General features: G+C 52.3%; 27 protein-coding genes and 1 CRISPR repeat array (1 of these 28 cut by a window edge). Of the genes, 9 read left to right on the top strand and 18 right to left on the bottom strand.

Features of this window, described 5'->3' with window-relative positions:
• Window positions 1-134: a CRISPR direct-repeat array (repeat unit 28 nt; unit sequence GAAACACCCCCACGTGCGTGGGGAAGAC) (it extends 993 nt beyond the left edge of the window).
• Window positions 135-167: 33 nt separating this feature from the next.
• From cas2e to cas3, 8 genes are read right to left on the bottom strand one after another with little or no spacing between them, the layout of a single operon-like run.
• Entirely contained in the window at window positions 168-464 is a 297-nt protein-coding gene (gene cas2e / locus AC6I1V_RS14500; protein ID WP_486854285.1) for a type I-E CRISPR-associated endoribonuclease Cas2e, read from the bottom strand.
• Window positions 442-1353 carry a type I-E CRISPR-associated endonuclease Cas1e gene (cas1e, locus tag AC6I1V_RS14505; protein ID WP_486854286.1) on the bottom strand — a complete coding sequence of 304 codons (912 nt, stop codon included), beginning with the start codon at window positions 1351-1353 and terminating at the stop codon, window positions 442-444. The genes cas2e and cas1e overlap by 23 nt, the downstream gene beginning before the upstream one ends.
• 51 nt (window positions 1354-1404) lie before the next feature.
• A complete protein-coding gene (gene cas5e, locus AC6I1V_RS14510; protein WP_486854287.1) occupies window positions 1405-2103 on the bottom strand; it encodes a type I-E CRISPR-associated protein Cas5/CasD in 699 nt (232 codons plus the stop codon).
• Complete coding sequence (cas7e, locus tag AC6I1V_RS14515; RefSeq protein WP_479858467.1) at window positions 2100-3176, bottom strand: type I-E CRISPR-associated protein Cas7/Cse4/CasC; 1077 nt, start codon at window positions 3174-3176, stop codon at window positions 2100-2102. Before cas7e ends, cas5e begins: the two co-directional genes overlap by 4 nt.
• A 21-nt stretch (window positions 3177-3197) precedes the next feature.
• A complete protein-coding gene (gene cas6e, locus AC6I1V_RS14520; protein ID WP_486854288.1) occupies window positions 3198-3806 on the bottom strand; it encodes a type I-E CRISPR-associated protein Cas6/Cse3/CasE in 609 nt (202 codons plus the stop codon).
• Window positions 3803-4348 carry a type I-E CRISPR-associated protein Cse2/CasB gene (gene casB, locus AC6I1V_RS14525; protein ID WP_486854289.1) on the bottom strand — a complete coding sequence of 182 codons (546 nt, stop codon included), beginning with the start codon at window positions 4346-4348 and terminating at the stop codon, window positions 3803-3805. Before casB ends, cas6e begins: the two co-directional genes overlap by 4 nt.
• Before the next feature lie 11 nt (window positions 4349-4359).
• The gene (gene casA / locus AC6I1V_RS14530) at window positions 4360-5871 is read right to left on the bottom strand and encodes a type I-E CRISPR-associated protein Cse1/CasA (RefSeq protein WP_486854290.1); all 1512 of its coding nucleotides are present in this window, start codon (window positions 5869-5871) and stop codon (window positions 4360-4362) included.
• Window positions 5872-5882: 11 nt separating this feature from the next.
• A complete protein-coding gene (gene cas3, locus AC6I1V_RS14535) occupies window positions 5883-8441 on the bottom strand; it encodes a CRISPR-associated helicase Cas3' (protein ID WP_486854291.1) in 2559 nt (852 codons plus the stop codon).
• Between the two features lie 218 nt (window positions 8442-8659).
• Between cas3 and AC6I1V_RS14540 the strand changes: the two genes are divergently transcribed.
• The 6 genes from AC6I1V_RS14540 to AC6I1V_RS14565 all read left to right on the top strand — a co-directional run bounded on the left by AC6I1V_RS14540 (window position 8660) and on the right by AC6I1V_RS14565 (window position 14349).
• Window positions 8660-8833, top strand: a complete 174-nt coding sequence (locus AC6I1V_RS14540; protein ID WP_486854292.1) for a hypothetical protein — start codon at window positions 8660-8662, stop codon at window positions 8831-8833.
• A 26-nt stretch (window positions 8834-8859) separates the two neighbouring features.
• A complete protein-coding gene (locus AC6I1V_RS14545) occupies window positions 8860-9126 on the top strand; it encodes a hypothetical protein (protein ID WP_486854293.1) in 267 nt (88 codons plus the stop codon).
• Window positions 9127-9986: 860 nt separating this feature from the next.
• The gene (locus AC6I1V_RS14550) at window positions 9987-10817 is read left to right on the top strand and encodes an amidohydrolase family protein (RefSeq protein ID WP_486854294.1); all 831 of its coding nucleotides are present in this window, start codon (window positions 9987-9989) and stop codon (window positions 10815-10817) included.
• 37 nt (window positions 10818-10854) lie between these two features.
• On the top strand, window positions 10855-11796 hold the full coding sequence (locus AC6I1V_RS14555; RefSeq protein WP_482332995.1) for a LysR family transcriptional regulator: 942 nt from the start codon (window positions 10855-10857) through the stop codon (window positions 11794-11796).
• Between the two features lie 74 nt (window positions 11797-11870).
• The gene (locus tag AC6I1V_RS14560; RefSeq protein WP_486854295.1) at window positions 11871-13346 is read left to right on the top strand and encodes an SLC13 family permease; all 1476 of its coding nucleotides are present in this window, start codon (window positions 11871-11873) and stop codon (window positions 13344-13346) included.
• Window positions 13347-13494: 148 nt separating this feature from the next.
• On the top strand, window positions 13495-14349 hold the full coding sequence (locus tag AC6I1V_RS14565; RefSeq protein ID WP_479858455.1) for an amidohydrolase family protein: 855 nt from the start codon (window positions 13495-13497) through the stop codon (window positions 14347-14349).
• Between the two features lie 975 nt (window positions 14350-15324).
• Here the strand turns inward: AC6I1V_RS14565 and AC6I1V_RS14570 are convergent.
• Window positions 15325-15759, bottom strand: coding sequence for a 2-thiouracil desulfurase family protein (locus AC6I1V_RS14570; RefSeq protein WP_497737123.1), 435 nt, complete (start codon window positions 15757-15759; stop codon window positions 15325-15327).
• 29 nt (window positions 15760-15788) lie between these two features.
• Window positions 15789-16280, bottom strand: a complete 492-nt coding sequence (locus AC6I1V_RS14575) for a cupin domain-containing protein (RefSeq protein ID WP_308771365.1) — start codon at window positions 16278-16280, stop codon at window positions 15789-15791.
• Between the two features lie 411 nt (window positions 16281-16691).
• Here AC6I1V_RS14575 and AC6I1V_RS14580 point away from each other — a divergent pair, with 411 nt between their 5' ends.
• Complete coding sequence (locus tag AC6I1V_RS14580) at window positions 16692-17090, top strand: tyrosine-type recombinase/integrase (protein WP_497737124.1); 399 nt, start codon at window positions 16692-16694, stop codon at window positions 17088-17090.
• Between the two features lie 8 nt (window positions 17091-17098).
• Here the strand turns inward: AC6I1V_RS14580 and AC6I1V_RS14585 are convergent, their stop codons facing one another.
• The 8 genes from AC6I1V_RS14585 to AC6I1V_RS14620 form a co-directional block, all read right to left on the bottom strand.
• Window positions 17099-17404, bottom strand: coding sequence for a helix-turn-helix transcriptional regulator (locus tag AC6I1V_RS14585; RefSeq protein WP_497737125.1), 306 nt, complete (start codon window positions 17402-17404; stop codon window positions 17099-17101).
• A gap of 30 nt (window positions 17405-17434) precedes the next feature.
• Entirely contained in the window at window positions 17435-17815 is a 381-nt protein-coding gene (locus AC6I1V_RS14590) for a helix-turn-helix transcriptional regulator (protein ID WP_497737126.1), read from the bottom strand.
• A 331-nt stretch (window positions 17816-18146) separates the two neighbouring features.
• Window positions 18147-19322, bottom strand: coding sequence for an aldo/keto reductase (locus AC6I1V_RS14595; RefSeq protein ID WP_497737127.1), 1176 nt, complete (start codon window positions 19320-19322; stop codon window positions 18147-18149).
• A gap of 117 nt (window positions 19323-19439) precedes the next feature.
• On the bottom strand, window positions 19440-20201 hold the full coding sequence (locus tag AC6I1V_RS14600; protein ID WP_497737128.1) for a glucose 1-dehydrogenase: 762 nt from the start codon (window positions 20199-20201) through the stop codon (window positions 19440-19442).
• Window positions 20202-20229: 28 nt separating this feature from the next.
• Complete coding sequence (locus tag AC6I1V_RS14605; protein WP_497737129.1) at window positions 20230-21219, bottom strand: DUF6282 family protein; 990 nt, start codon at window positions 21217-21219, stop codon at window positions 20230-20232.
• A gap of 9 nt (window positions 21220-21228) precedes the next feature.
• The gene (locus AC6I1V_RS14610) at window positions 21229-21810 is read right to left on the bottom strand and encodes a flavodoxin (RefSeq protein WP_497737130.1); all 582 of its coding nucleotides are present in this window, start codon (window positions 21808-21810) and stop codon (window positions 21229-21231) included.
• A 28-nt stretch (window positions 21811-21838) separates the two neighbouring features.
• The gene (locus AC6I1V_RS14615; protein WP_497737131.1) at window positions 21839-22903 is read right to left on the bottom strand and encodes a DUF362 domain-containing protein; all 1065 of its coding nucleotides are present in this window, start codon (window positions 22901-22903) and stop codon (window positions 21839-21841) included.
• Window positions 22904-23206: 303 nt separating this feature from the next.
• On the bottom strand, window positions 23207-24379 hold the full coding sequence (locus AC6I1V_RS14620; protein WP_497737132.1) for an alpha/beta hydrolase: 1173 nt from the start codon (window positions 24377-24379) through the stop codon (window positions 23207-23209).
• A gap of 175 nt (window positions 24380-24554) precedes the next feature.
• Between AC6I1V_RS14620 and AC6I1V_RS14625 the strand changes: the two genes are divergently transcribed.
• Together AC6I1V_RS14625 and AC6I1V_RS14630 are read left to right on the top strand one after the other, a co-directional pair.
• Window positions 24555-25469, top strand: coding sequence for an AraC family transcriptional regulator (locus tag AC6I1V_RS14625; RefSeq protein ID WP_497737133.1), 915 nt, complete (start codon window positions 24555-24557; stop codon window positions 25467-25469).
• 306 nt (window positions 25470-25775) lie between these two features.
• A complete protein-coding gene (locus AC6I1V_RS14630; RefSeq protein ID WP_497737134.1) occupies window positions 25776-26843 on the top strand; it encodes a serine hydrolase domain-containing protein in 1068 nt (355 codons plus the stop codon).
• Window positions 26844-26916: the final 73 nt, after the last annotated feature.

The following is a 26916-nucleotide window of genomic DNA, read 5'->3' on the forward strand; positions in this document are numbered from 1 at the left end:
GTGGGGAAGACCGCGAACCGCAGAGCGCGGAACTAGGATCGACAGAAACACCCCCACGTGCGTGGGGAAGACTAGGTAAAATTATAGTCAACATAAGGCGCACCTAGAAACACCCCCACGTGCGTGGGGAAGACACTGAGGGATTATTCACTTTTTTTGCTGAGCCGTCAAAACAATATTGAAGTGTCATCTTTTTCAGACACAAGTTGCAGCCCTGACAATTCGATGAGCTGGCGCTTTGGTTCCCCCATGCCGTAGAGCTTGTACCCCGGTGGGTTCGGTAGCCTTTGAAAGATCATGAGGCCACTTTGTTCAGGGCATTTTTCGAGCAAGTAGTTGATCACATGCCGTGCAACGGAATCTTTAATGCCTGAAACGAAGACGTTAGGCCGAGGTTCCACAAACCAGAGTTTCATTCGCCCGCGTACGGCGGGAGGCAAATCATTTGCGATAACGACGAGCACATTTCTCTCCTATCAGGCTCTCAATATCCTCGGCGACTTTTTCCAGCAGCTTCATTTCGATGACACGTTTGCGGAACGCTTCAGATACGGCGTACTTGTTGTAGCGGCCCGCGAGGGAGAGCGTCAGGGAAAAAGCGAGATCAACGCAGAGCTCTCCTTTGTAAAGATCGGCGAGATCATATACAAAGGGCAGGGGGCTTCCGGAGTGGATAAAGCCCAAGTGCGGCGAATAGCCGAGGCTGTGGACACAGGAGCATAAGACGCCATAGAGGGCCGCATTGGTGGACGTCAATATCTGGTTCGTCAGATCGCTCAACTCGAATTTTCCGGGGGTGAAAACACGTCCCTTCCAGCCGACTTTGTATTGCTCGGCTTTTTCGAGGTAGAAATTGCGGACGCGCAACCCTTCCATACCCATCATTTCCTGCAACGTCTTGCCCTCAAGCTCCGCATCGGGAAAGCGTTTGGCGAAGAAAGCCCTGGCGACGGCAAGAGAGGCCCCTTTGTCCGTGGAGAGCCATGCCTGGCGTTGCAGGTTGCGAGTGTTGGAAGTGGGCACGACGCCTGAAGCGTAGAAGAGCAGGCTGTCCTCGCCAACCCAGCAGACGGCGCAGTTGGCGGCGGAGGCTACCTTGATGGCCTCATGGGTTACAGACGTACCGGGGCCAAGAAGCAGGGCGTTGATCGTCGCTACGGGCAACCGTACCCTGTTTCCGTCCGCGTCGATCCATTTGATGCTGCTGTCGTCAATCTCCAGCCGCCCTCTTTCCAGATAGATGAACGGGTACTTGTCCGATACGCGGGGAAGCGTTTCCCGTGTGATCGGGATAAACAAGCGGCGGGGAGCTTTGGGCTCTTCACCTGCAATAGGCTCCTTTTGTTCCGGCATCCTTATCTCCCGTACAAAAGTGCCGCCGGAACTGCTTCCGGCGGCACTTTTTCATTGTTCCAGAATCGTCACTTGCCTGTCTTCATACCGCTTGCGCAGGCCGAAGGCGATGGGGATGTCATTCAGCGTCAGCACATCCCCGCCCTCAACACGCCCGTGGGCCACACGGAAGCGTTCCGCGCGCCTTTTGGCCTGCGCTATTTCCCCGGCGGCTGCCAATGCTTCTTCCTGCGAGCCGAAACGGCCACGGTAAACGATGTCCGTGGGCACGCAGCTTTTGCGCCCAAGGCATATGGGCCATACGGGATTTTGCAGCCCGGCGATGATTTCATCCGCATACGCTTCCGGGACATCCAGGGCGCAGGCGAACGCCATATCCTGAAGGTAATAACGGTAGGTCATTTTCGTTCCCGCACCGACCGGACGTTTCCCGTCCGTTTTCTTGGGGATGAGCAGATCCTGCCACGGATCCGAAGCGTCATAGCCGCTGCCCACCATCTGGAAATCGCGGAGGAGGGGCTGTATGTCCGGTTTGCCGTTTTCGAGCCGTGAATACGCCACTACGGTCTGCGTGTATGCCTTCATCTCGGCAAGCCACGCTTCCTGTTCGCCGCTGCGCCCCGTAGCGCAGCAGACGAGCCCGAGCACGCCGGAGCGGGAAGGAAAGGGAAGCGTATCGCGCCTTCCGAAGCGGGAATCGACCCCCCAAGACTGAAGGGGGGCCTCCAGCCAGAGGAGCAGGGCGGTCATGCCTGCGCCTCATACGGGCGCACGAACGCCGCCACGCCGTTGACGAGATCGTCGATGCTGACGGAGTCGTCCTTGCCGAACGTGAATTCGGCGGCCTTGCCGAACAGCGAGCCGGCCAGCTTCTCCTGCTTGGCGAGTTGGAGTTCAAGGGCCTCAATGCTCGGCTTGAGGAACCCCTGCCCCTTTGCCCTCACCGGCTCGTCAAAGCTGGCCTGCATGCCTTGCCCCCTGCGGATATAGATGCGGGCATAGTCCCACGGGCGCATGCCGGTTTGCGTGGTCTGCCGGGCGGAGGGGACGGCGATGTACAAGGCCTTGATGAAGGCCGACACAGCATCGGCCAATCCCGTATTGCCAAGCGAATCCGCGAGCTGGCCGAGATCGAGGTTGATATAGCGGTAATAGGTGGCCGAGTTGTATTCAAGGCTTCCCATATGGGCGGACCCCGTTTCATCATCGGATTTGAGATCGTCAAGTGCCGTGAAAAATTCGATTTCGTTGTCGACGCGGTGTGTGGAGACGGCGTGGGCAAACGAGGCGGCGGCGTGGACGTTGAGATCGGGGGCCTGCGCCACCATGCGCCCGAACAGGGCGATGTCGAGCCCGTCGACGGCGGGATTGAAATGGGCTTTATGAGCCTTTCTCAACTCCGGGGACAATACGGTCTTTCCCGATTTTTTGACGGCGGCGGACTCAGGTTCAAAGGCCTGTGCCGCGGCGAATTCAGCGATGGCTTCCGCCTCATTTTTCGAGAAGAAATACAGGGTATCTTCAGCCAGCAGAGGGGCGCAGGCCTCACCGAACGCCTTTGCCTGCTCCGGTGTGGCCCCCTTGGTTTCACAGGCTTCCGCGAGCATCCCGGCAACCTGTTTCGTGCGCACGCCGATCTTGACGCCGAGATCCTGAAGGGCCAGCCGCACATGACGCTTCCAGCACTGGGAGCTGACGCGGGCACGGGATACCCCGCCGATCATCGCGCTCTTGGGGGCGCCCACGTCGTCCCGGTTCAGGCAGGAAACAGGAAAAGACTGGAGGATATGGAATTCAACATGGGTTCCTTTGAGTGTATTCATCTTCATTCCTTGAGCTGCTGGTTAAAAGACGATGGGGGCGACCTGAAGCAATCCGCAACCAAAGGCTTTGCCGTGGCCGATGCCCCGGCAGACGCTTTGAGTGAAACGCTCTTTATCAACAACGGTAAGGGTTCCCGTCACCCGCGCTTTTCCCAGGGTGACTTTCTGTTCCCCCTTCCAAAAAACATCAGCATTGATCTCCGCGACCTGAAAAGAGGATTCCTGTACCTCAAAACCCCATGCGGAGGCTTTTTCCAGAAACCAGCGTGCGACCTCTTCGCGGCTGCGCAGGGGCATACGTTTTTTGCTTCGGCTGTCCCGTTTTACGGGATTGATGACGATTTCAAAGCGGTAGGCGGAAAAACCGAAAAAGGCTTCAGGGATTGGCTCGGTTCTGACGAACTCCCCGTATTCGGGCTCACGGGGCTGCCGATCGGACAGGATAAGGAGATGCCTCCCGTATTTGTCCCCGCCCATATCGGCGAACAGGATACCGCTGCCTTTTTCCCGATCGCCCCCGCGCACATCGTCAAAAAGCCCGTAAACGACCCTGTGCAGAGAGTAGGTATCGCTAATCCGCAGGGCTTTGGCGTCATGCGGCGACAGCCTGTAGCGGCTGGCGAACATCATGACGCGTCTCCTTCGGCAGCCTTCGGTTCATTGGGAAGGCTATAGAAATCACGGGCCCAGCGCATTTTGATGCGCTCTTGCCCATTGCTTTCAAAATACAGGAGTTCCTCCAGCAGCGTGGCGAAGCAGAGCGGTTTCGCAGCCTTCGCCGTGATGAGGGAAAGCATCGGGCGCAGGATACGGCATGCCTCCTCGGTCGTTTGGCAGGCGAGGAGGCGGCGCAAACGTATGCTTCCCTGAGCTTCGTCATCGCCGAAGCAACTCCTCAGCGACGCGCCGAGGCCGAATATGCCGTCCTTTTCCGGCTGCCTTCGGCACAAGGCGGCTCCGATAAGGCAGAAAGGCAGGCGCCGCGCGGCGAATTCAATATCTATGTTGAATCCCAGTAAAATGTTCCATACCTGATATTCCAGATCGGGATTGTCGGCCCGTTTCATCCGGGCGACAAACCCCGTATCCTTGATTTTAGGGGCGGCGCTCGCCCGGTCGAGCACAAAGCGGACAAACGCTTTGCTCAGGGAGTTTTCCTTTGTTTCAGCCATAACAGCTCTCTTCACGATGAGGATTGGGTTTTCTGTGAAAACATCCCGAAACCGGGCCGGTGGCGGGCCCATGCTTCAAACTGGCGCGCCGTCCCGTGCGGGCAGGATTCGTCAAAGGCAGTACCGGCGAAAACGGCATACGTCCCCATAAGCTTGGCAAGCCGTTCTTTAAGCTTGGCAAGCCGTTCTTTGCCGTCGCCGTAACAGGCTTGGATCAGTTCTTGGAATGTGGGTTCGACCAGTTGCCAGAACAGGCCGGACGCTTCGGCGGCATGGGCATCGCCCTGTACTTTCAAGTCCGAAAAATACCCCCGTGTGGCCCCATAGACGGCGGTACCCATTCTTTCCAGCTGCCCCATTTGTTTTTTGAAGAGGATAAACCAGTCATCACTGCCGGAGAACAATTGGGCCTCCAGCCATGTTTCGGATTCAATGCAGTCGTCGCCCCCGGATACGTATTGTTCTCCGGCGTTGCTGCTGACTTTGAGCCCGCCGCTCCAGATTCCGAACTGTTTGACATGGCCGTCGCCCAGGCGCTGGATGCCTTGTTTCAGGTTCAGGCACTCAAAACCGCTGTCATGTTCCGATTCCAAAAAAGACAACAGGGCCGTAAGTTGGCGCCAAGGCTTTTTTTCGGGGTTTACCCACAACATTTTGACCTTGGCTTTCGCTTTGTCGGCTGCTGCGGAAGGATCAACCATCCGTTCCTGATAGTCGGGGTGGACGATGCCTTCGGTGTAGTGGAGGCCGTCTTCCCGCAGCAGGCAGAAGCGGGAGAGCGGGACAAGCCGACCCATGAGGCTGGCCTTCAAAGCCCGTGCGGTGGGGCAATCCTCGCCTTCAGGCATTTTTTCCCACGGAGCCGTCCCGATCCCTTCTTCCCATTGCCTAGTGTCGGCTATGATGTCTCGCGTGAGGAGGTTCAGCCAGACGGTTTCAAGAATGGAATCCCCCAGAAGGAACGAATGGAGCAAACCCATATGGCATACGGAAGGGCCGGGCTTTGCGCTCTTGCCTTTCGCGTATCCCTTGCTGAGGACAACGCTGTTGTCCGTCTTCTTCCCGCCGAGGCCAAAACCCATCTGTTCCACGAGCAGCAACGCGCGGGAGGCGTCGGACATGATCGGTTCCAGTTGCAGGTGCGTAAGCAGCGTGGTGTTGCCTGAGGCGACCTGCGGCATGGCTGTCCCGTAGGGCTTGAGTTCGGCCCTGGAGCAGGCGGGCATCTGGAGGAACGGTTTGTCGCCGTACAGCCAGAAGGCATCACGCCATTGTTCGAGATACAGGGTACACCGTTCGCCGAGGCCATCCGGCCCCATTGCGGCCCATTCTTGCGTATCCTGCGGCGTGGCCGCTGCCTGGGCAATGGCGATGAGCAGTTTCAGCACCGCAATCTTTTGCACGGCCGTCCCGCCCAGTGCCCGGCACTCCCTGCCGCCGAACACGCGCAGAAGCCCCGCCTTGCCCATGTCGGCAATGGGAATCCATGCCTCGTCGAGCAGGTTGTATCTGTTTTCCGTCACATTCCCCCCTTTCAGCAAGACGTCGTTTGTTCGTAGCCCCATTCCGGGGTGTAACTCCCGCCGAAATCGTTCCCAACCCCGTCCTCAAGCGTGCCGTCGGCCCTGAGCACGGCGATGTACAGGGAGGGCCGCCCTCCATCCTTGGGCGAAACATACAGGTAGGGCGACAGCCTGTTCAAGAGGTCGGCGGATGGCTTGCGGGCCTTTTCCAACCAGCTTTCAGGCACGCGGACAATGTTTGCCGTCAGCCGGGAAGCAATCCGGGCCCGTTCGCCCCATTCAGGTATCCGTACCGGGAATGCCACTTCCGAGCCGTCGGCAAGCAGGCATTGCCCCCCGCTTATGCCTCGGCTGCGGAGAAGCAGGACGTCGGTTTCGGGCCGCTGCATCGACCGGGTAGCAACCGCCTCTTCCGAAACGGTATTGCCCCATTGCGACGTACTGTCGTAGGCGTGATTCCGCAGCCTCAGTTTGTCTTCCTCCAGCTTCCGCAGTGCAAGCGCCAAAGGGGATCCCGTCTCGTCCCTGTCCGCATAGGTGGCCTCAAGCATTGGCCGGATGTCGTCGGGCAATCGAACGCTGTGGCGTTGCGACCACTGTTCAAGCGTGCGGCACAGGACATATGGACTGTAGACGTATCCCGTGCTGCCGAAGGCCTTCATCGGATTTTGCAGGGCTTTTTCCAGATCGGGAGCGAGTATCCAAGCTTCGCGGCAGGCATCCGCAGGGCGCCGCACCTGGCCCGGCCCCTCGTCATGCCGCCATAAGCGCCCGATGCGCTGGAACAGCATGTCGGTAGGGCAGAGGCGCGTAACCAAAAAATCGGCGTCGATGTCCAGCGACTGTTCCAGCACCTGCGTCCCGACGAGGATACGCCCTTTTTCCCCCCGCGCTTCCGACTTCGCGCCATACAGGGATGTCCACAGCGATTCGTTCCGTTCCCGGTCGGCGGGCGTGAACCGGGAATGCAGCAGGCCGATTTCAACATCCATGCCTGAGGCACGGGCGGCCAGCTCCTTGTATACGGCCTGGGCTTCGGCAACCGTGTTTTCGATCCAGAGAACCTGTTGCCCGCCTTCCGCACGTAAGAGGGATTCTTCTATGGCCTCACCCTGCGCCTTGCCGCAGTGAAGCGTGACGGTTCTTTCTTGTTTCGAGGCATTTTCATTTATGCCGGGAACTTCAGCGAACCGATCCGACTGGGAGTCAACCGCCGTAATCAGAGGGTAATCGGTGCGGACAGGCTGGTGGGTGCCGAGGAATGCGGCCCTGCGGCCCTGCGTCAACGTCGCGCTCAGGATGATGACCGTACAATGCAAGTCCCGGAGCAGGGTGACCAGTTTATCGACGATCGTCCCCGTATAGGTGTCATAGGAATGGATTTCATCAATGATGACGACCTTTCCCGCAAGCCCAAAGGCCCGTACCGCCGAATGCCGGACACGGATCACCGCCATGAGCGCCTGATCGATAGTGCCTACGGCGAAGGGGGCGAGAAGCCCGCGCTTGCCTGATTGGAACCACGGCTTGCCCGGAGCGGCGTCCTCGCCCATTTCTTGTTCGGAGAATGTCTTGAGCCATGCCTTTCCATGCAGGAGGAGGGGCGCTTGGGGGCTGTCCTGAAGGAGAATGCGGGACAGGAACGCGTTGACGCGGTCATGGATTTTGTTGGAGGTCAACTGCGTGGGGAGCGCGAAGTAAATCCCTCCGGCCTTGCCCTGTTCCAACATCCGATAGGCCGCATACAACGCCGCTTCGGTTTTGCCCATCCCCATTGGGGCCTCAAGGATATAGACGCCCGGCCCGGAAACCTGATCAATGAAAGCCTGCTGCACCTCTCTCGGTGAAAAGCCGAAAAGCGCTTCAAAAGAAAGCCCCGTTTGCAGGGAGAGGGGAAGGAAACCCGCGTGGTCTACAGCCTTCCGCACAAGCGGAGCCCAGTCCTTTTGCGGCTCGTCGAACAGTTCCCCGGAGCCAATCCAGTCCGCAACCGTGGTCAGGCCCATCAGGAGCAATGCCTGTGTCTTTGACGATATCTCAGGCCAGCCCCGTTCCCCCGCAATGAGGGCGAGCAGTTCTTCACGCCGCTTTTGCCATGCCTCGCCGCCGTAGTTGGTGCACGAAGCAGGGTAATTTTTTTTAGGGGGCACGCCATGATGCCGGCCCACAATTTGAGGGATAAACGGATCGCCCTGTACTGCTTTGAGTGCGGAGTAACTGATGGCGGCGTGCCCTCCCCAGTCCTGCTCTAATGATGGGTCGGAGTCCTTCAGTTCAGGGAAGGAGCTCAGGGAACCGGCAGCCTGATGGATTTTATGCTGAAACGTGGGGCACACTTTGCCTACATCATGGGCGGAAACGATACGATCCGTCCCTTCTGGATAAAACGGCAATGTGCATTTTGGCAGCTGCTCCAAGAGGAGTGCCGCAACCGCCCCCGTAATAAGGGCATGGTCAAGCACCGTGCGGCCCGCGGCTGTTGCTCCATGTGGATCGCGATACGTTTTGGCAAGGCACTCTGTGAGAGGTAAGGCTGTAAAGTCCTTGGTGGTTGGACGAGAGCGCAGCATCTTTTGTCCTCAATCCTTTGGGATGTCGAAGGATGCCATCAAAAGATTTTCTATAGCAGTTTGATGATAGCTTCTTTTAGATGAATATTCAAGAATGGTTAATATCATGAATTGATTGTGCATATGCCGTAAACAGCCTCTGCCAGTTGGCAGAAAAACGTGTCTGCCCATAAATAGAGAGGGAGGAACACCCCCACGAAGGTGGGGAAAAGAAAACATTGAGCCCTGAGGATATCAAACGGGTCATCGCCGCAGACAGGCGGGGGTACGAAGAAAACCGCCGGACGGAACAGGCCAAAGCCGACCGCATGGCGCTGGTGGAGGCCACGGCAAGGCTCAGGCGGAACGGTACGGTTCCGCACTTCTTCTGTCGACGTTTGCGGCCTGCCTGACGCCGGACATTTCCGGGGAGGATGCCGTGGGCATCATCGGGCAGGTGTATGTGGCGGAAGCCAAGGCCCGCGAAGGGAGCAGGCCCATCCCCACCGTCAAGCCTGCGGAACCGCGCCCCGATCCGTTCATTGAACAGAAGGAGGGCTTTCCCTTCGCCCCGCCCGTGAACGTGGCTTTGTACCCTGATCCTCAGCGTCAAGTACGCGCCGAAGTGGGGATACCGTACAGGAGGGGGCCCTTGCCATGTTCCGCACGACTGGCGTGGCCACAGTTTTCTAGGTTGTGTCGTTGATTAGACGCAATCTGTTGAAATTGTTTAATTATTTTTAAGCCACAAAAGATTGTTTTGAATAATTTAAAACAGTTATATGTAAATGACGACGCAACCTAACCCTCCCGCGCCACTCCCATAGAATATACCCCGGTGCAGTGCCAATCCGACCGCATTACAGCGGATTTTCTTTGGCTCTTTATAGTACGTGGTTGTTTTTTTATCAACGCAATACAGTGAAAATACAGACTATTATCAATTTTTCCCCTCGGCGGACTTCATAGCTGGCCTTTTGTTGGTTATTCCCTTGGAACGTCAAGGAAAAAGGGATCAACCATTTTCTAGGACACAGCCTTTTCTTTTATCCAAGGCTCTGTCACAGTATGCGGTTGTTTCATTTCTAGGCCGTGTCATTATTTTTTACATATAACTATTTGAAATTATGTAAAATAATTTTTGTGGCTTGAAAAAATAGTTAAATAGTTCCAATAGACTATATCTAATTGACGACACGGCCCAACGCGCGGTGAACATACAGCGCTTTTCTCCCGCTTTCCCCTTCGGAATCCATAGCTGGGGCATTTGGCTGGTTATTCCTTTGGAAGTTCAAGGGAAAAAGCATCAGCCATTTTCTATGCTAAAGCCTTATCCAAAGGCAGCCGCATCTGTTACAATGAATTTTTGTAACATATGCGGCATGGTGCAAAAAGAACTGTTAGACAGTATTTTTTTCTTGGCTATAAGATTGTTCAAAAGCGAACGAATGCGGGCGGGAATATCCTGCCGCAAAACGGGGCGCTCCTGCCGGCGGATGCTGTCTCCGTTTTTCAATAACTAAGGATAAATTCCCCTTTTTTCTTCCGTTCGCTGGAGGTATAGCCATGAGTATTGATTTTCGTGTCAGGCCGCCTATCGAGAGTTACCGGACGGCGGAGTTTTACACCAATTTCCAAGATGTTGAGCAGCGTTCGGCCCGCTTTGGGACACAAATATCACAATGTGCCAGAACCTTTTCCCTGGAATCGCTGCTCGAAGAGATGGATGAGGCTGGCGTGGAACAGGCTGTCGTTCCGATCCGTAAAGGTTGCGGCGGAGACAACGAGGATCTCGTCCACCTGCTGGAACGCCATCCTGAGCGGTTCGTTGGATTGGCGGGCATCGCCCCTTTGATGGGGGTTGAGGCCGCGCTGGAGGAAATCGGCAGGTACGTTGCCGACGGGCCCTGTCGTGGCATCGCGCTGGAACCCGCATTCGATCCTGAGCGCTGGCATGTGGATGATGAAAGGGTCTTCCCGATTTACGAACGGTGCAGCCGGGAAGGGATTCCCGTAGCCATGACCTTTGGCGGCATCTTCACGCCGGGGCTTGGCTATTACGCCCCGCTTGAACTTGATCGCGTAGCCGCCGCCTTCCCGGATATGAACATTGCCCTGTGCCACGGCGGTTGGCCCTACGTCACCGAGATCTGCCAGATCGCCTTCAACAGGCGAAACGTCTATCTGGCCCCGGATATGTACATGATAAACGCTCCGGGAAGCGGGGATTTCATCGCGGCGGCGAACGGCATTCTCTATGACCGGATTCTCTTTGCCTCCGCCGCTCCGATCATTTCCATCCGGGATGCCGCACGGCATTACAGGAACTGCGGCATCGATCCGCGCTTCCTGCCCTATATTATGGAAGAGAACGCAAAGCGGTTTCTCGGACTGTAGCGCCTCAACGGTAACCCATCATGTGGAAAAAACGGCCATGCGAATCGAACAACTGATCTGCCTGCTCGAAATATCGCAACAGAAGTCCCTGAATACGGCCAGTAAGCGCTTGCATATGACACAGCAGGCACTCAGCTCCACCATCAAGACAATGGAAAAGGAACTGGATACACGGCTGTTGAACCGGACCAGGCAGGGCTGCACGCTCACGCCGGACGGGGAAAGGGTATTGGCCTACGCTGCGGAAATAGTCCCGAAATACCATGCGCTGTTGCGCGATTTGCGTGGAGGGGGGACGGCCCCGGAACTGATGGGGACGCTGCAAATCTATGTGAACTCGATCTTCTACATCTCGCTGCTGCCGGGCGTCATCAAACGGCTCTGCGAGAAGTGCCCGCAGATCAAGGTCGTGATTCTGGAGCAATCCCCAACGGGCATTTGTGCCCGCCTGAGGGAGCCGCAGGAGAAGGGCGTCCACCGCATCGGCCTGATCAATGTGCCGTATGCGGATGAAGACGGAGGCTCGCTGTGCCCCGGCTTCATCCCCGCCTCCGGGGTTTCGTTCCATCCTCTGGCCGAGGGCAGCTATCACGCTTGCGTAAGCAGGAAATCCCCGCTCGCCGCGAGCCGGGAGCTCTCGCTCAAGACCTTGCTGCAATACCCCATCGTGCTGGGAGCCTCGGACGAAGGGAACGCCACCCCCCTGCATTATCTGTTGAACCGTTATGGAACGCCGGACATCGTGCTTTCCGCGGGCTCGGTGAGCCTCTGGAACCACGCCATCGCCAACGGCATGGGCGTCGGGTTCCTCCATGACATCTTCCTTGAAGGGGAAGGCCCCCGCCAGAGCTATCTGGACGGCCTTTCACTCATCAAGGTCAAGGAACGCATCGTGGCGGTCACGGGCTATCTGCTCGCTGGGGAGCCGAGCGGCATCGTCCGGGAACTGATCCGGCTCCTGCCATCCTCGGCATCCTAACGTGAGCACAGGGCCGCTTCGTCCTGCATTTCCAATGCGAACCATTCGGCATTCACGCCTATAAGGAGATTCTCGTGGAAACTGTCGACAGCCGTAAACGCGCCGTCTACTGGATACATACGTTCGTCTACTTTCTGCTCACCTTCTGTTTCGGATACCTGCCGTTCCACGCACTGACCCCGTTCGGCATGACCATTGTGGGCATTTTCATTGGCCTGCTCTACGGCTGGACCTTTATCGGCTTCGTGTGGCCCAGCATGATGAGCATCTTTGCCCTTGGCTTGTGCGGCTACTTTAAGACCCCGCAGGCCGCCTTCGCCAGCGCCTTCAGCAACCATCTGGTCATCTTCATGCTGCTGGTGCTCGTGTTCACCGCATATTGCGAGAAGAGCGGCATCAACAAGAAATTGTCCTGCTGGTTTCTAAGCCGGAAAGGGCTGGCGGGGAAGCCGTGGTGCTTCACCTTTATGGTTCTGCTGGGAACCTTCGTGGTGAGCTTCCTCGTGGACGGAAACGCGGTCGTGTTTCTCGTATGGAACCTGATGTACAGTGTGTTCGATGAAATCGGCTATAAGAAGGGGGATCGCTATCCGGCCTACCTGCTGGCGGGGGTCGCCATATCGGCCATCCTCTCGTTCGGCTGCAAGCCTTGGGGGAACGTGTGCATTCTGGCCATCGGAGCGTTGGAGGCTTCGTCCGGCGGACAGCACACCGTGGACTATCTGACGTTCATGGCGACCACTATCCCGCTGTGTATCCTTTTTATTGTGGCCTACTTCCTTGTCATGAAGTATGTGTTCAAGCCGGATGTGGGCAAGCTCCGCAATCTGTCCGAAGCCTATCTGGAATCCATGCGCAGCGATCTGAAGCTGAATCCCGCCCAGAAGATCGCCGGGGCCGCGCTGATCGTGTTCATGGGGCTGATGCTCCTCCCCAACCTGATGATGGGCGGCCCCAACGTCCTTGGCATCCTCGGACAGTTCAACTTCCTCGCCGCGATTGCCGTTGTGCTCATCGCCCTTTGCGTAATGCGGCTGGAAGGCAGGCCGCTCCTTGATTTCGATGAGTGCGCCCGCGACGGCATCCACTGGCATGTGTTCTGGATCACCGCGGCGGCCCTGCCGGTTTCGGCGGCGGTGAGCAGCGACGCGGCGGGCATCACCGCGTGGCTCGGCGAAGTCATGAACACCTACTTCAAAGACGCCAACGTCATCGTTTTCCTTGTGTTGTTCTCCATCGTCATCAACCTGCTCACCCAGTTCACCCATAACGTGAGCTTGGTTCTCATCGCCGTGCCTATCGCATGGCAGGTCAGCCAGTCCCTCGGCCTGAACCCAGTGGCGCTCACCGTGCTCGTGATCATCGCCGCGGCCTGCGCCTATGCGACCCCGGCAGCATCCACCGTGGCGGCGGTCCTGTTTTCAAACGTGGACTGGATCGGTGTGCGTACTTCGTTCAAGGCGGGCTTCAGCGCGGTGCTTGCCGGGCTGATCGTTCTGTTCCTGTTTGGGTTCCCCATAATCGCAATGGTCTACGGTTTCCGCCTCTAGGTTGTGGCGTCAATTTGATATGATATATTGAAATTATTTAACCACTTAAGTTATAAAAAGGTTATTTTGAATAATTTCAATTTGTTATATGTAAAATGACGGCACGCCTAGCATATGGAGCGGCGGACGCCGCAAAAGGAGCTTTACCATGAAGATACTTGACGTTCGCACCCGTCCGCCATTCGGAAGTATACGGGACGGGATGTTCAACAATCCCGGACGGGAATTGTTTGAGCCCGAAGCCTTCGCGCCGCGGTTTGGGATGTCTGTCGGCGAATCCGCGCGGCAACGGTCCATGAGCCTGTTCATAGAGGAAATGGACGCGGCAGGGATCACGCTTGGAGCCGTGCTGATCCGAAAGTCCACAGGTATGGACAACAACGATCTTGCCCGGCTGGACGCGGCCTATCCCGGCAGGTTTATCGGGATTGCGGGTATCGATCCTCTTGATGGTGAGGAAGCCCTGCGGGAAACGGAACATTTCGCCCTCAAGGGGGCCTGCCGGGGCATCCTGTTGGAGCCGGGCTTCTGTTCCACGCCGCTCTATGCCAATGATCAGCGGATTTACCCGATCTACGAATTGTGCCAGCAGCACGGCATCCCCGTATTCCTGTCCTTCGGGGGGTATGTCGCCCCAGATCTGACGTACAACAGCCCCTTCATCATCGATCGGCTGGCCTTGGATTTCCCAAGCCTCAAGCTGGTCATCGCCCACGGTGGCTGGCCCTTCGTAACCGAAATCTGCCATGTGGCATTCAACCGGGAAAATGTGTATCTCGCGCCGGATCTGTACACGATGAACGTGCCGGGAAACAGAGACTACCTTGCTGCCGCGAACTATTTCATTCCCGAAAAATTCCTGTTTGGGACTGCCTATCCCTGTGTATCCATGCAGCAAGCTGTCGACTACTATCGAAACTGGGGCCTGAGGCCGGAGGTGCTGCCCAAGGTCATGTACCAGAATGCGGCGGATGTGCTCGGCGTCGAAGCGCCTTCCGAATAGACAAAAAAAGCCGTCATCACCCCTTTGAATACGGCCTGAGAGAACTCCCCGTAGGTAAAAATCCTTGGGCAGCTCAATGCAAAACAGGCCGGCTGGAATTTTATAGTGGAATTCCAGCCGGTCTGTTATGGCTAGAGCGTTTTCACGTTGGAAAATGCTCTTTTCCGACTACGGGAAGCAGGCGGCCGCTGCGAAGGCATAAGTAGTATGTAGTTGCGCTGTTCAATGCCGGAGCGGGCGTATCTTAAACTTTCAAATTGTAACTTCTTAAAGTTCATTTGCTCTAGGTCGTGTCATCGTTTGACATATAATTGTTTGAAACTATTGAAATGATTTTGTAGCTTAAAAATAATTTAATAATTTCAATATATTATATATAATTAACGATACGACTTAGGAAATCATGAGTTGTCTTCTCCACATGCTAACATCATCAACGTGTTCAAACCCAACGGATAGCCCCTTTCTGTTTTTTTCGGAGGCTCCATGCCTGAGAAGGTTTTCCGTGGTTCTGTCATCGTATGCGGTTGTTTCATCCCCACAGCACGGTGAAAATGCAGCTTTTTTTCCAGTTTCCCCCTTAGCGGATTCATGGCTGAGTCATTTTTCTGGTTATTCCTTTGGAACTTCAAGGAAAAAGGCATCAACTATTTTCTAGGTCGTGTCGTCAATTAAATATAATATATTTAAATTATTAAACTATTTTTAATCTGCAAAATATTATTTTAATAATTTAAAATAGTTATATCTCAAAGAACGATATGGCCTAGGACACAGCCATAAAAAATGTATTGAGCATAAAAGCTAGGCTCTGTCAGGGTATACGGTTGTTTTATTTTCACAACATTGTGAAAATAAAGATTTTTTCTCAAGGTTTCCCCTTTAGCGGAATCCATAGCCAAGGCATTTTTCCGGTTATTTCTTCGGGACTTCAAGGAAAAAAGCATCAACCATTTTCTAGGACACAGCCAAAAGCTATTTCCCTTCGGTGAACGTTTCTTCGTTCCAGATTTCAAGCCCCGCCTCACGGGCCATACGGGCAAAGACGCCTTCGCCGGGCACGCGGGTTCCGGTAAAGGTGCCGTCGTAGATTTCCCCGGAGCCGCAGGAAGGCGACCGCGCTTTGAGGATCGCCGCCGTACAGCCGTTTTCCTGTGCCAGCCGCAAGGCTTCCTCCGCCCCACGGGTAAAGGCGTCGGTTACGTCCGTTCCGTCCTTGGCGACGACGCACCCGCCCCTGATTTCCGAGGGGACGCGAGGCGTGGGAAGCCCTCCGAGGGTTTCCGGGCATACCGGCAGGGCCTGCCCCGCGCGGATCAGCCTTTGCACCGCCGGGCAGGGAGAGCAGCCGCCGTCATACCGGCAGGGTTCCCCCGCGAGGCACGCGCTGACCACATACTGTTTAGCCATGCTCGGCTCCATCCTAATGCTCTATTATTCTAGCAGAATTCGCGTATCAGCCCGGCGGCGTGGGGGAATGCCCGCCCCAAAACGTCGGGATCGGCCATTTCAAAATCCGCAAAATCAAATCCCGGAGCCACGGTACAGCCCACCAATGCGAAATCGGAACCTTCCGCCGGGGTTGCGCCGAACCAGCAGCCGCCCGGAACGGTGTATTGGAGGTACTGCCCGTTGAGGACATCCTGCCCCAAAAGGATTTCTTCCGCCGCCCCATCCGGCCTGATTATCGCCAGCCGCAGGGGGGCGCCGAGATAAAAATGCCACATCTCGTCCTGTTTCAGCCGATGCAGATGGGAATATTCCCCCCGGCGCAGGAGGAACAAGATGCCCGTGGAGAAGTTCCGCGCCCCTCCAAAACCGGGCAGGGCATCGGCAGGGATCGATCCTTGGCTGCGGTACGTCTCGGTAAAAAAACCGCCTTCAGGATGCGGGGACATGCCGAAATGATCTGCCAGCTTCTGGGGGGTCATCTTTTCTTCCTTGGCCTGTGGTTTGAAGGGCGGGGCATCATGATGCTCTGGGCCCTGTGTACGCCATACCCGATCCGAAAGGCAACCGCATATCCCGGAGCGTATTGGGCCTGAAATGGTACCTGTTTCGAGAGGCTGCGTCATGGGAAACGGTTGATGCTTTCTTTCTTGAGATAGGAATAACCAATAAAATGCTCAATTATGGAGCCCATCAGCGGAAAAATTGGAGAAAAGGTCTGTATTATTTTCACCATGCTGTGGAGATAAACCAAACATAAATCATGATAGAGCCTTTTGAGAAAGTCCTTCTGGACGACCTTGAAAAGCGGCATCTGCAGTTGTATGACATGGCCCTACTTTCCCTGCGAATCGGTCTCCGGCCCACGGAAATTTTCAAGTTGCGCGGACAGGATGTGGTATATCCTTCAGAAAGGAGGCAAGCGGGTTTTCGTCCGAGTGCCGGAGGACATGGTCAGGATGCTCCAGACGTACAAACGCAAACCTGCGGAACCCATCTTCCAGCAACCCCGCAAGAAAACAGCATTCACCAAGACGCCCGCCTGCTTCCAGACTGCCGTCAGAAAACTCAATCTGGCCCCGAAGGACGGTGATAGTCTGTACGCTGTTACCCTGCATACGATGAGACATACCTTCGCATCCTGGCTGGCTCAGTCCGGCAAGGTCACGCTCATGGAGCTGCAAAAGCTCATGCGTCATAAGAACATCACCATGACGATGAGATACGCTCATCTTTTCCCAGGGCAGGAAAACGAAAAGCTCTCGATTATAGGGGATATGCTGGCGGCCTGAGAAATCCATCATTTTGATTCCGAAGTTTGGATACGTCCAGAGGCAATATACTCTTCCAGAACGGCGCGTTCATAGAAGACGCGCCTGCCAAAACTTGTATATGCCGGGCCAACACTTTCTTGCCGCCAGTATGCGAGAGTTTTTTGATGGATTCCAAACTCTTTTTCCACATCTTTGGGCGCAAGCAATCTTTTATGAGAATTATCAGAGATACTAGCTGATTGTCCACACCCTGCGGCACGGACAGCCTCGGTTATGAGGGGGAGCAGTTCTTCGGGAGTGGAGAGTATAATGGTGTGTCCTTGTAAATCCATAAAGCATGTCCTTTTCAAGCCGCTCTACTATTAAGTTGCTTGTGCAAGCTCCGATTTATATCTCGCGATAAGCTCCAGCATTGATTTACACTCGTTTTGCCAGAGCATTTTTTCCAGATGCCTGCGAACACCGCTACGGCTGATACTCAGTTGTTTAGCAATTTGCTTATAAGTCATACCGTGCATGAAAAGTTCCAATATCTGTCTGCCTCGTGGTGAGAGCTTCATTTTTTGAATCGTAGTTGATTCATACGGTAATTGAACCATGAGCAAGAGTTCGCGTGTGCTATGCACAGCGTACGCTTTTCTAAGGTTGGCAAGATACCATCTTATAGTTCCATACGAAATATGTAATATTTTTCCAATATCTTTTGGGGCGGTTTCCTCGCGCAAGAAGGGCAACAATTTCACATTCAGTTTTGTTAAGTCTGCGCATGAAATTCCTCCATGTGGTATTGATCCCAACAGACAAAAAATCTGTTTATCGCTGGTAGCATGGAGTAAAATCCGTGAGCAGTGGCCTTTTGATAGGAAATGAGATTTGGGAATTGATAGGTACGGTGTGCCATTCATAAAATATGGCGCGATTACACAAATCGTAATCGCGCCATAAATGAATTTCTAACAGAAAATCTTTTGTTTGATATTTATTGTAGAGCACTTTTTATAATATTATTTAACAATTATATGTATCAATCAGCCTCCAGCTAAACAATTTTTTGTATATAGAAGTATTCCCATGTTAGTATTCAGCACTACTCTGATTGGCTGTATCATAGCGTTCTCCAATAATCGGTACTTCTCCTGTCTTTTCCTCAAGTTCTCTAATATCCGCTGCACTGAGACTGAAATCTGCACTCCGTATATCTTCTTCAAGATGTGAAAGTTTTGTTGTTCCAAAGAGAGGTACAACAAAGGGATACTTGGCAAGTATCCATGCAATGGCGATCTGGGCGGATGTCATGCCGCGAGTTTTGCCAAACTCATTGAGAACTTCAAGGAAGCGAGTGTTTGCTCGCAAGGCTTCAGGAGTAAAGCGCGGCCATGCACCACGAATGTCATTTTTAGGATCAAACCTGGTATATTCTGTCAGGCCACCACCGAGAAAGCCTCGTCCTATAGGGCTGTAAGCGACGTAACCGATGCCCAACTCCTGGATTGTTGGGAAGACTTCAGTTTCCGGTTTTCTGAACATTAACGAATAATCACTCTGAATGGCTGTAACAGGGGTGATTGCATGGGCTTTGCGGATGGTGTTGGCGGCAACTTCACTCAAACCAAAATGACGAACCTTTCCCTGCCTGATTAAATCGCCCACAGCTCCGGCAACATCTTCAATAGGCGTCTTTTTGTCCATCCGATGCATGTAATAAATATCTATCACGTCAGTTTTCAGACGCTTCAGCGATGCCTCACAAGCACGTTGGATTCTACTGGGACTGTTATCGCGCACCATACGGCCGGTGCTGAAATCTCCGCTGAATTTAGTGCTGATAACCACTTCCTTACGAAAAGGAGCAACGGCTTCTCCCAACAGTTCTTCATTGATAAAAGGCCCATAGCCTTCAGCCGTATCCAAAAAGGTGACTCCGCGTTCTACGGCTTGGCGAATAAGCCTCAGCATGGCGGGACGCTCCGGAGCAGGGCCACGTCCTGAGTGTATTCCCATACAACCATAGGATAATGCGGAAACTTCCAGTTGATGGTTTCCGGAGCCGAGTATTCGTTTGGTGGTCAGCATCGGCCCTCCTTCTCCTTTGTTATGGGGCTGCGGCTTATCCTGAACTTCTGCCGCTTTTGCGACCAGGGGGAGTGTGCTTAGCGTTGCGCCAGCCCCGGTCAGTGCCGCAGCAAAGAGGAAGTTTCGACGATTCAATGAACGCAACTTGTTGTCATTTCGGGTAATGCCTGAGCTCATGTCATCCTCCATGTCAGTAAGTTTTTCACAGATTGGCTACAGAAAAATTGAGAAAAAGTTTCCCTTGACGGACGAGCTTTGACTTGTTTTGAACCTGGGCAACTGAACGCATGGGAATTACTGGACAGTGTATCCACCATCAACAGGGATAGCCTGTCCAACTATGAAGCTTGAGTTTGGGCTGCAAAGCCAGAGCACGACATCCGCAACTTCCGCCGCTCTGCCAAGCCTCCCTATAGGCTGCAATCGCGCCAGGTCCTCATGCGAGAGTTCACCGGATGCAAACATATTCTGAACCATCGGAGTATCAATCGTGCCGGGGCAGATTGCATTGATGCGGATATTCTGTGCGGCATATTCCAATGCGGCGCTTTTCGTCAGCCCGATAACGCCGTGTTTCGTGGCTTGATAGGCCGCACCGCCAGGAATGCCGACCAATCCGCCTATGGATGAGTTGTTGACAATGACCCCGCTCCCTTGCTTACGCATCTGTAGTAACTCGTATTTCATGCATAGCCAGACGCCGCGTAGATTGATGCTCATAATCCGGTCATATTCGATGCTCGTCAGGTCTGCCACACCTGTCAGAGGAATTTGAATTCCGGCATTGTTGAATGCAGCGTCGATTTTACCGAACGTCTGTATGGTTTCATCAATCATGGAGGCAACCTGGCTTTCCTCGGCAACATCGCAACGTATAGCCACCGTGCGGTATCCGGCAGCATTAAGTCGGTCAGACTCCCGTTTGGCGGTATCGACGTTGATGTCGGCAAGAACCACAGCGGCTCCCGCCCGTGTGAAAGCCTCGGCAGCAGCAAGGCCCATACCCATAGCAGCCCCTGTGACCAAAACGACTTTTCCTGCAAATATCTTATCCATATTGCCATCCTTGCTTGGAATTTGTTTCCTACACGGAGAGTCCCACTAACCGTGCTGGATTTTTTCGTACAAGAATATCAATGAGATGTTGGCTAATTCCGGCATGCTGCATTGCTTGTATACATTGCCGCATTCCATCCAGAGGATTTGGCATGTTCACTTGGCCTAAATCGGTAGTGATAAAGCTACGCTCAGGGACAACAGTTACAAATTTGATAAATTCCATATCACTCATTCTCGCAAAGTTAGGAATGGCAGTACCTGGCCCCCAGAGATTCGTGATATAACTGTATTCAAGAAAGCCACCAAGCTCTACAATGGTTTTGATTTGGTCATGGGTCATTTTCCACCAATTAGTATTGGCATGTGTCACAACAAATTTTTTTACCCCAACTTCCTTAGCTTTCCGTGCCATAACGATACTTTCCTCTGGTGAAGAATGGCCCGTGGCAAAAATGATATTTGCCTCCGCACAAATCTCCATGACACGGATAACCTCCGGCAATACCTTACCGAAATCATCCAATACAGGAATTCCCTTATCTTTTAGCTTTAGAAAACGATGTTGATAGGATGCGTTTGTTGTTGGCATCCAGATGCAGCGGCAAAGTGAACCTGTTGTTTCAACTGCTTTTTGTACGGCAAGAACATTTATTGTATCACCGTGAACTTTATTCAATGTAAGACTGCCAAAACAAGAAAAGTTGGGTATAATTTGTTGAACAAGATATGCACGGTCATGGCAGCTAAAATCAATTGACTTGAACATTACCGACTTGTATCCAGCATCTTTTGCTTGTCGAGCTAAATCGAGTTCGCTTAACAAGCGGGGAGTTGAGTCTGGATCTGCGTGGATGTGGAGGTCACAGACATCTTTGAGTATGGGATCTGTTTTTACTCTAGTTGCGTTAGCGGCATGAGCGTCAAAATTACCCATAACTCTTGAAAGCAATGCCATCCCTCCTGCTACTCCAGCAGCCTTGACAAATTTCCTTCGTGTCATGGATGATTTTATCATGGTCTTACCTTACCGATTTTGTCCGTTTTGGTGTATCCATCTATCAAGAGTGTCTGACAAAGAGCTGCCGCCGGAACCGCGCACGGAAAGCAATTCACCCACGCGCGCTTGGGGTAGTAGCCGGGCTATATCTGTTGCACTTCTACCCGCGCCTCCTCCGCCGTGGCTTGCTACTGGCATAATGAGTTTTCCCGAAAAATCGTTATACTTCAGCATTGTCTTTACCGGCGTAGGGATGGTTCCGCTCCAAATGGGATAGCAAAGATAAATGATGTCATAACGTGAGAGGTTTGGAAGTACAGTTTTCAATTCTCTATCCGCACCACTGTCCCGCTCTTGAATCCATTCTTCGACACAGGAGTGATAGTCATTAGGATAAGGATTCACAGGTTCAAGTTTTAAAATATCACCACCTGTTTTATCTTGAATTTTTTTAGCAATAACTTCACTGTTACCTGACCATGTAAAATAAATAATCATACTTTTACCTCCATTGTCAGCAAATGCATATTTACAAATTGAAAATCCATTTATAAATAGCATTGAGACAATAAAAAACACAAAAAATAACAAATGTGTTCTCTTTATCATGTTATCCACCTGTTGTGTTTCTCTGTTTTTAGTCGATGGAGATGAGTTCATACTGAGGATTGCCCATCTTGAGTTCAGCCATAGCGGTAAGCTGGCGCAAACCGTGGCGACTTTGAATCCGCTCAACGAGGTCATGATTTTCTGTTTCCGGCCTTCCGAAAATCAAATCACAGGAAGCCTGATCGACAGCTAAAATATCGGTGGAGGCACATATGCCAATATCGGGAATAGTGGGTTCTGCCGCTTTTATACCAGAGCAGTCACAGTCTATGGACATGCGGCGCATTACATTAAGAAAGACAATACGATTACCAAAATAGTCGCACGTCGCCTTGGCTGAGTCGGCCATAAGTTCCATGAGTCGTTCTTTGGCGGGCCAGGCGTTCCAATCGCTGGGAGGTTCACCTGAAACGCCATGAACTTGTCGCTTACCTACCTGACCAGATGCGCAACCAATGGCAATATTCTTCATGGAACCGCCAAAACCACCCATAGCATGACCCTTAAAGTGCGTGAGTACGATCATGGAATCATAATTGATAATATGACCACCCATAGCCACTTCTTTGAGATGCAGGCCGCCGCGTACAGGAAGCATCACATCGTCTTCCTCATCCATGATGTCCACGGGGCAGAAATTCCAACCATTGACCCGGAGAGTTTCACGATGTGATTCCGTGGTATATCGATCTCCCCGATACAAGGTGTTGGTTTCCACAATACAACTACCGGGCACCTGAGCTTGGAAGGCTTTCACCATATCACGGGGTAATATATTCGGGCCGTTTTTTTCTCCTGTATGCAACTTGATGGCTACCTTGCCATAGATATGCTCATTAACCTGTTCATAAAGACGTATCAAATGTTCTGCATCAATATGTGACGTAAAATAGACTCTTGCACGTGAGCCAGGAGTTTTTTGGTTGGTAACATTGCGAGAACCCACAAGAGGCGTTATCTGAGTTGTCAAATTTGTGGATGACCGGACATTACTTACAAACATGGGCAGGGATGCAGGAGTTGCTGCAACTGTTGCAGCTACGGCAATCGAACCTTTCAGTAGAGTTCTTCTGGAAAGATGACTTTTTTTCATAACTACCTCTTTCGCTTTATGCCAATAGGAATGTTGTTCCCTGTATGACTTCTCAATAGGAGTTAAGAAATTACAACATCATATCGTTCTCAAGTAAAAAATTGTCATACCAACATATCAGAAAATTATTTACCTATTCTGTAAGATTTACTTATGAGTACAATATAGAAAGTCAAACGGTTGGTAGATAGACACATTTCTCCACACTTATTGCACATTCCTCTACCTAGCGTGTGCAAACAGCAGCGCGGTTCATGTGATGGATGAAGCGTGAAAAATAGTCTTATATCCTTGCTGGTTTTCTCATTTTTCTACCGGAATCGTCAGCGGTGTTTCTCTTTTCAGCGGCCCCTGATGCGGAATGTTCCTGGCGTCCAGTTTTTTTTCATGCAGCCAGGCTTCCAGATGGTCGGCGATCTCAATGTTGTTCAAGTCGGCAAAAGGAAAGTGGGTGTTCCCCTTGATGCCTATATCCGGCAGAGATACAAATCGGGCATCGCCGCCATGACGGTTTACGGCTTCTGCAAACTGCCGCGCCCGGATACTCGCTCCGCGCCAAAAATCAGCATCTGCAACGGGTGACGGTTCCGTAGGGATGAAATCGCCGTAAACGATAAGAATGGGCATTCGGGTCAGTTTTTTGAATTTCTCCAGGGGAACAGCGATGGGTGCCACCGATTGGTTCAATGTCTCGTCTCCTGGCACTGGCCCAGGTATTTCGCCTTCGGGGAAAACAACGTGACCGGGTTCATAGGCAACTACAGCCTTGACCAGTTCTGGGGTGGCCATAGCTGTTTCCCAACCATAAATACCGCTTTTGGAGTGGGTAATCAGGATACCGGGGCCAGTTGCCCTGAACAGTTCAGCAGCGGTCTGTCCCATATTAGTCCGGTATTCAGGCGTCCAAGGTTCTTCGCCGGTATCCGGTGTCTGCTGGCGCAAGAACTGGTCGATGGAGTAGCCATCTTGTGGGAATTGTACGCCGGGATAAAAATTCGGCTTTTCCGGGTACCGCCAGGTGCCTACCCGGAAGGCGTTCCAAGCTCCATACTCGGCGGCAAGCACGGGCGGTATAGAGGTATTTGGCCCTGCCTGAGTACGCCCTGCTCGCCCACGGCGCGGTTGGTCAATAATATATACAGGCCAGTCCCGGCGGGCGAAAATAGCTTGATAGCCTTCACGACCGTCTGGTGTGGATTCGTAGGTTTTGCCGGACTGCCCGATACCGTGCCACATCACCAGAGGGTAGTTTCGTGAGTTTAGAGGGATGTAGTATTGAGCGTAACCGTGGTCGGCATGGAAGGTGCCGCCGTTAGATGATTCCGCAACCGTGCCGCCGAAATAGAGGCTTCCCATAGTTTTCAATGTGATGGGCTTCTGTTCGGGGGCAAAAGCTGCGCTGGCGTCACCTGACCAGGTAATAAGGCATACAGCGAGCAGAAAAACTCCGCAGTTTATTCTGAATGGTTTTCGCATGGTTCCTCCTGGAAGTGTTTTCACTATGACGAATATTAGGATTCCAGGCTCGAACCGAATATACACACTTCTCCAAGTTTATTGCTTATTCCTCTATCCTGGCTATACAAAAAGCGTAGTTTATGCGAAAAAACGCTGTATGGAACACCTCTAAACGAGAAGAGGAGCCATAAACATGCTCGAAAGAACCGATCTGGAAAAAGCCAAACTTGTCCTGAAAGATAAGCTCATGAGGCTGATGCCCAAGCCGGGAGACTTTCCGCTCCCGTTTGGTGGAGTCTGCCTGCACCGCTGGCATACCCCGACCAAGCCCACCCCCACGGTATATCAGCCTGTACTTATTGTACTGGCTCAGGGACGGAAGACGGTCACCTTCGGGGAACATATCTATAGCGTGCAGTCCGGGGATTACTTTGTGGCAGGTGTGGATATACCGATGGCATCGTCCATGCACGACACTTCGCCGGAAAATCCGTACCTCTCGCTGACCATTAACCTTGACGGGAGCCTCATCAATCAGCTTGCGGCGGAAATTCCACCAGATGGTGAAAGCTATAATGCCCATTTTAGCGGTGCTATGCTTGCGGAAATGGATGCTGACCTCATGGATGCCATTGTGCGTTTGGTGGAACTCATAGAACGGCCGGAGCAGGCAAAGGTGCTCGGCCCTATGGTGATACGGGAAATTCATTACCGCCTGCTGACCGGGCCTTTTGGTGGGCAGTTGCGGATAATCAATACTTACGGCACACCGGGCAATCAGATTGCACGGGCCACTGCGTGGCTGCGGGAAAATTACAACAAGCCGTTGCTGGTGGATGAAATGGCACGGCAACTTAACATGGCCGCCTCTACTTTTCACAAACATTTCAAGGAAGTGACCACATTAAGCCCGTTGCAATACCAAAAAAGACTGCGGTTGGCCGAAGCGCAAAGACTCATGCTCACGCTTGGCTATGACGCGGCCCAGGCTGGTTCCGCCGTAGGCTACGAAAGCCAGTCCCAATTCAATCGGGAGTATAAAAGGCTTTATGGCGAACCGCCACGCAAAAATATTGCCAGAATGAAGGAGATATTTGGCGTGGTATAACCGGAGGTTACCCTGCCAGTTTCACACCGAGAGCATAGGCTTTTTCAAGTTCCTGCGGAAAACTCTCCATATGGCGTTTCTGTTTGGCCGGGACATCCCACATATCCGTGTCATATTTGGAATAGTCGTCAAACTGAAGAGTGTCACAGGCCAGAAAAACTTCACAGGGCGCGAAAAGTCTCTCCATTACTGTTTTGGCCCTATTGATGATTGTAATGAATTGTCTAAACTAGGATTGAACAGGTGAAGTCTAAATGGCTTAAAGCATGTATACGATAACTCACAAATGTGTTGACGGGATATAGTATGGTATTTGGGGAAGAGTTAAAGCAATATCATGCAGATGCGCCTAGTATTTCTGTAATTCATGATTATCAGATTACAGATGTATTTACAATAGGGAGTAACATTTCAACACACACGCGATTTCAGGCAGCTTCTATTAGCAAGATGGTTTTTACATTGTCTGTACTTTGTTTGGTTGCACAAAACAAAATATCTTTGGATGATGATGTTGGAAAGTATATTGCTCCCTTATACTTAAAAAATTCTAACGGATTATTAGCAAGAGCAACTGTAAGGCAAATTTTGTCCCATACAGCAGGATTTGGCGTTAGTGGTTTTGATGGATATGGCCGCAATGTTAAATTGCCAACGACAGAGCAAATTATTTTAGGTGAATTTCCCTGCAATTCTCCTAAAATAATACAGGAATATATACCTGGAAAACATTGTATTTATTCTGGGGGTGGATTTATAATACTTCAAAAATGTATTGAAAATATATCTGGTATGCCTTTTGCTGATTTTATGGAGCAAACTGTTTTATATCCACTTGACATGACAGACAGTACTTTTAGACAAAATATAACAGAAAATATTGTTGAAGGATATTTTGTAGCTTGTGACCGAGTTTCAAAAGGCTATAATTTTATGCCAGAACAGGCTGCCGCTGGTTTATGGACAACGGCTTCAGATCTTGCCAGGTTTGGTATCCATCTTCAAAATATTTTGCGAGGAAAAACAGGGCTGGTTCCTCAAATGCTTGTACAGGAAATGATTCGCCCGCAACACAGAGAGATTTTGGATTTGGATAATATTCCTTGCAAAACAGGACTGGGTTGTTATCTGCAATATATTCATGATGCTGTATATTTCGGTCACTCTGGACGTAATTGCGGATTTGAATCACAAATTAATTTCTCTGTTCAAAATGGAAAAGGCTGTTGTATATTAGCTAATTCTGACGATATTTTTCCTTTAATCGAGAAAATACAGGACTATTTTCTTGGTTCCAGGCCGGAAGAATGGATAAAAAATAAAAGCCTGGGTGCGGTAGTCAAAAAGACCACCACGCCTCGGCTTCACTCATGAGGATTGCGTCACGCAATAGAACGCCATTTTCAGAGGGGCAGGGAACGCCCCCGGTTAGAACACGCGGGAATAG

The organism is Bilophila sp. T19-St14 (assembly GCF_059728385.1).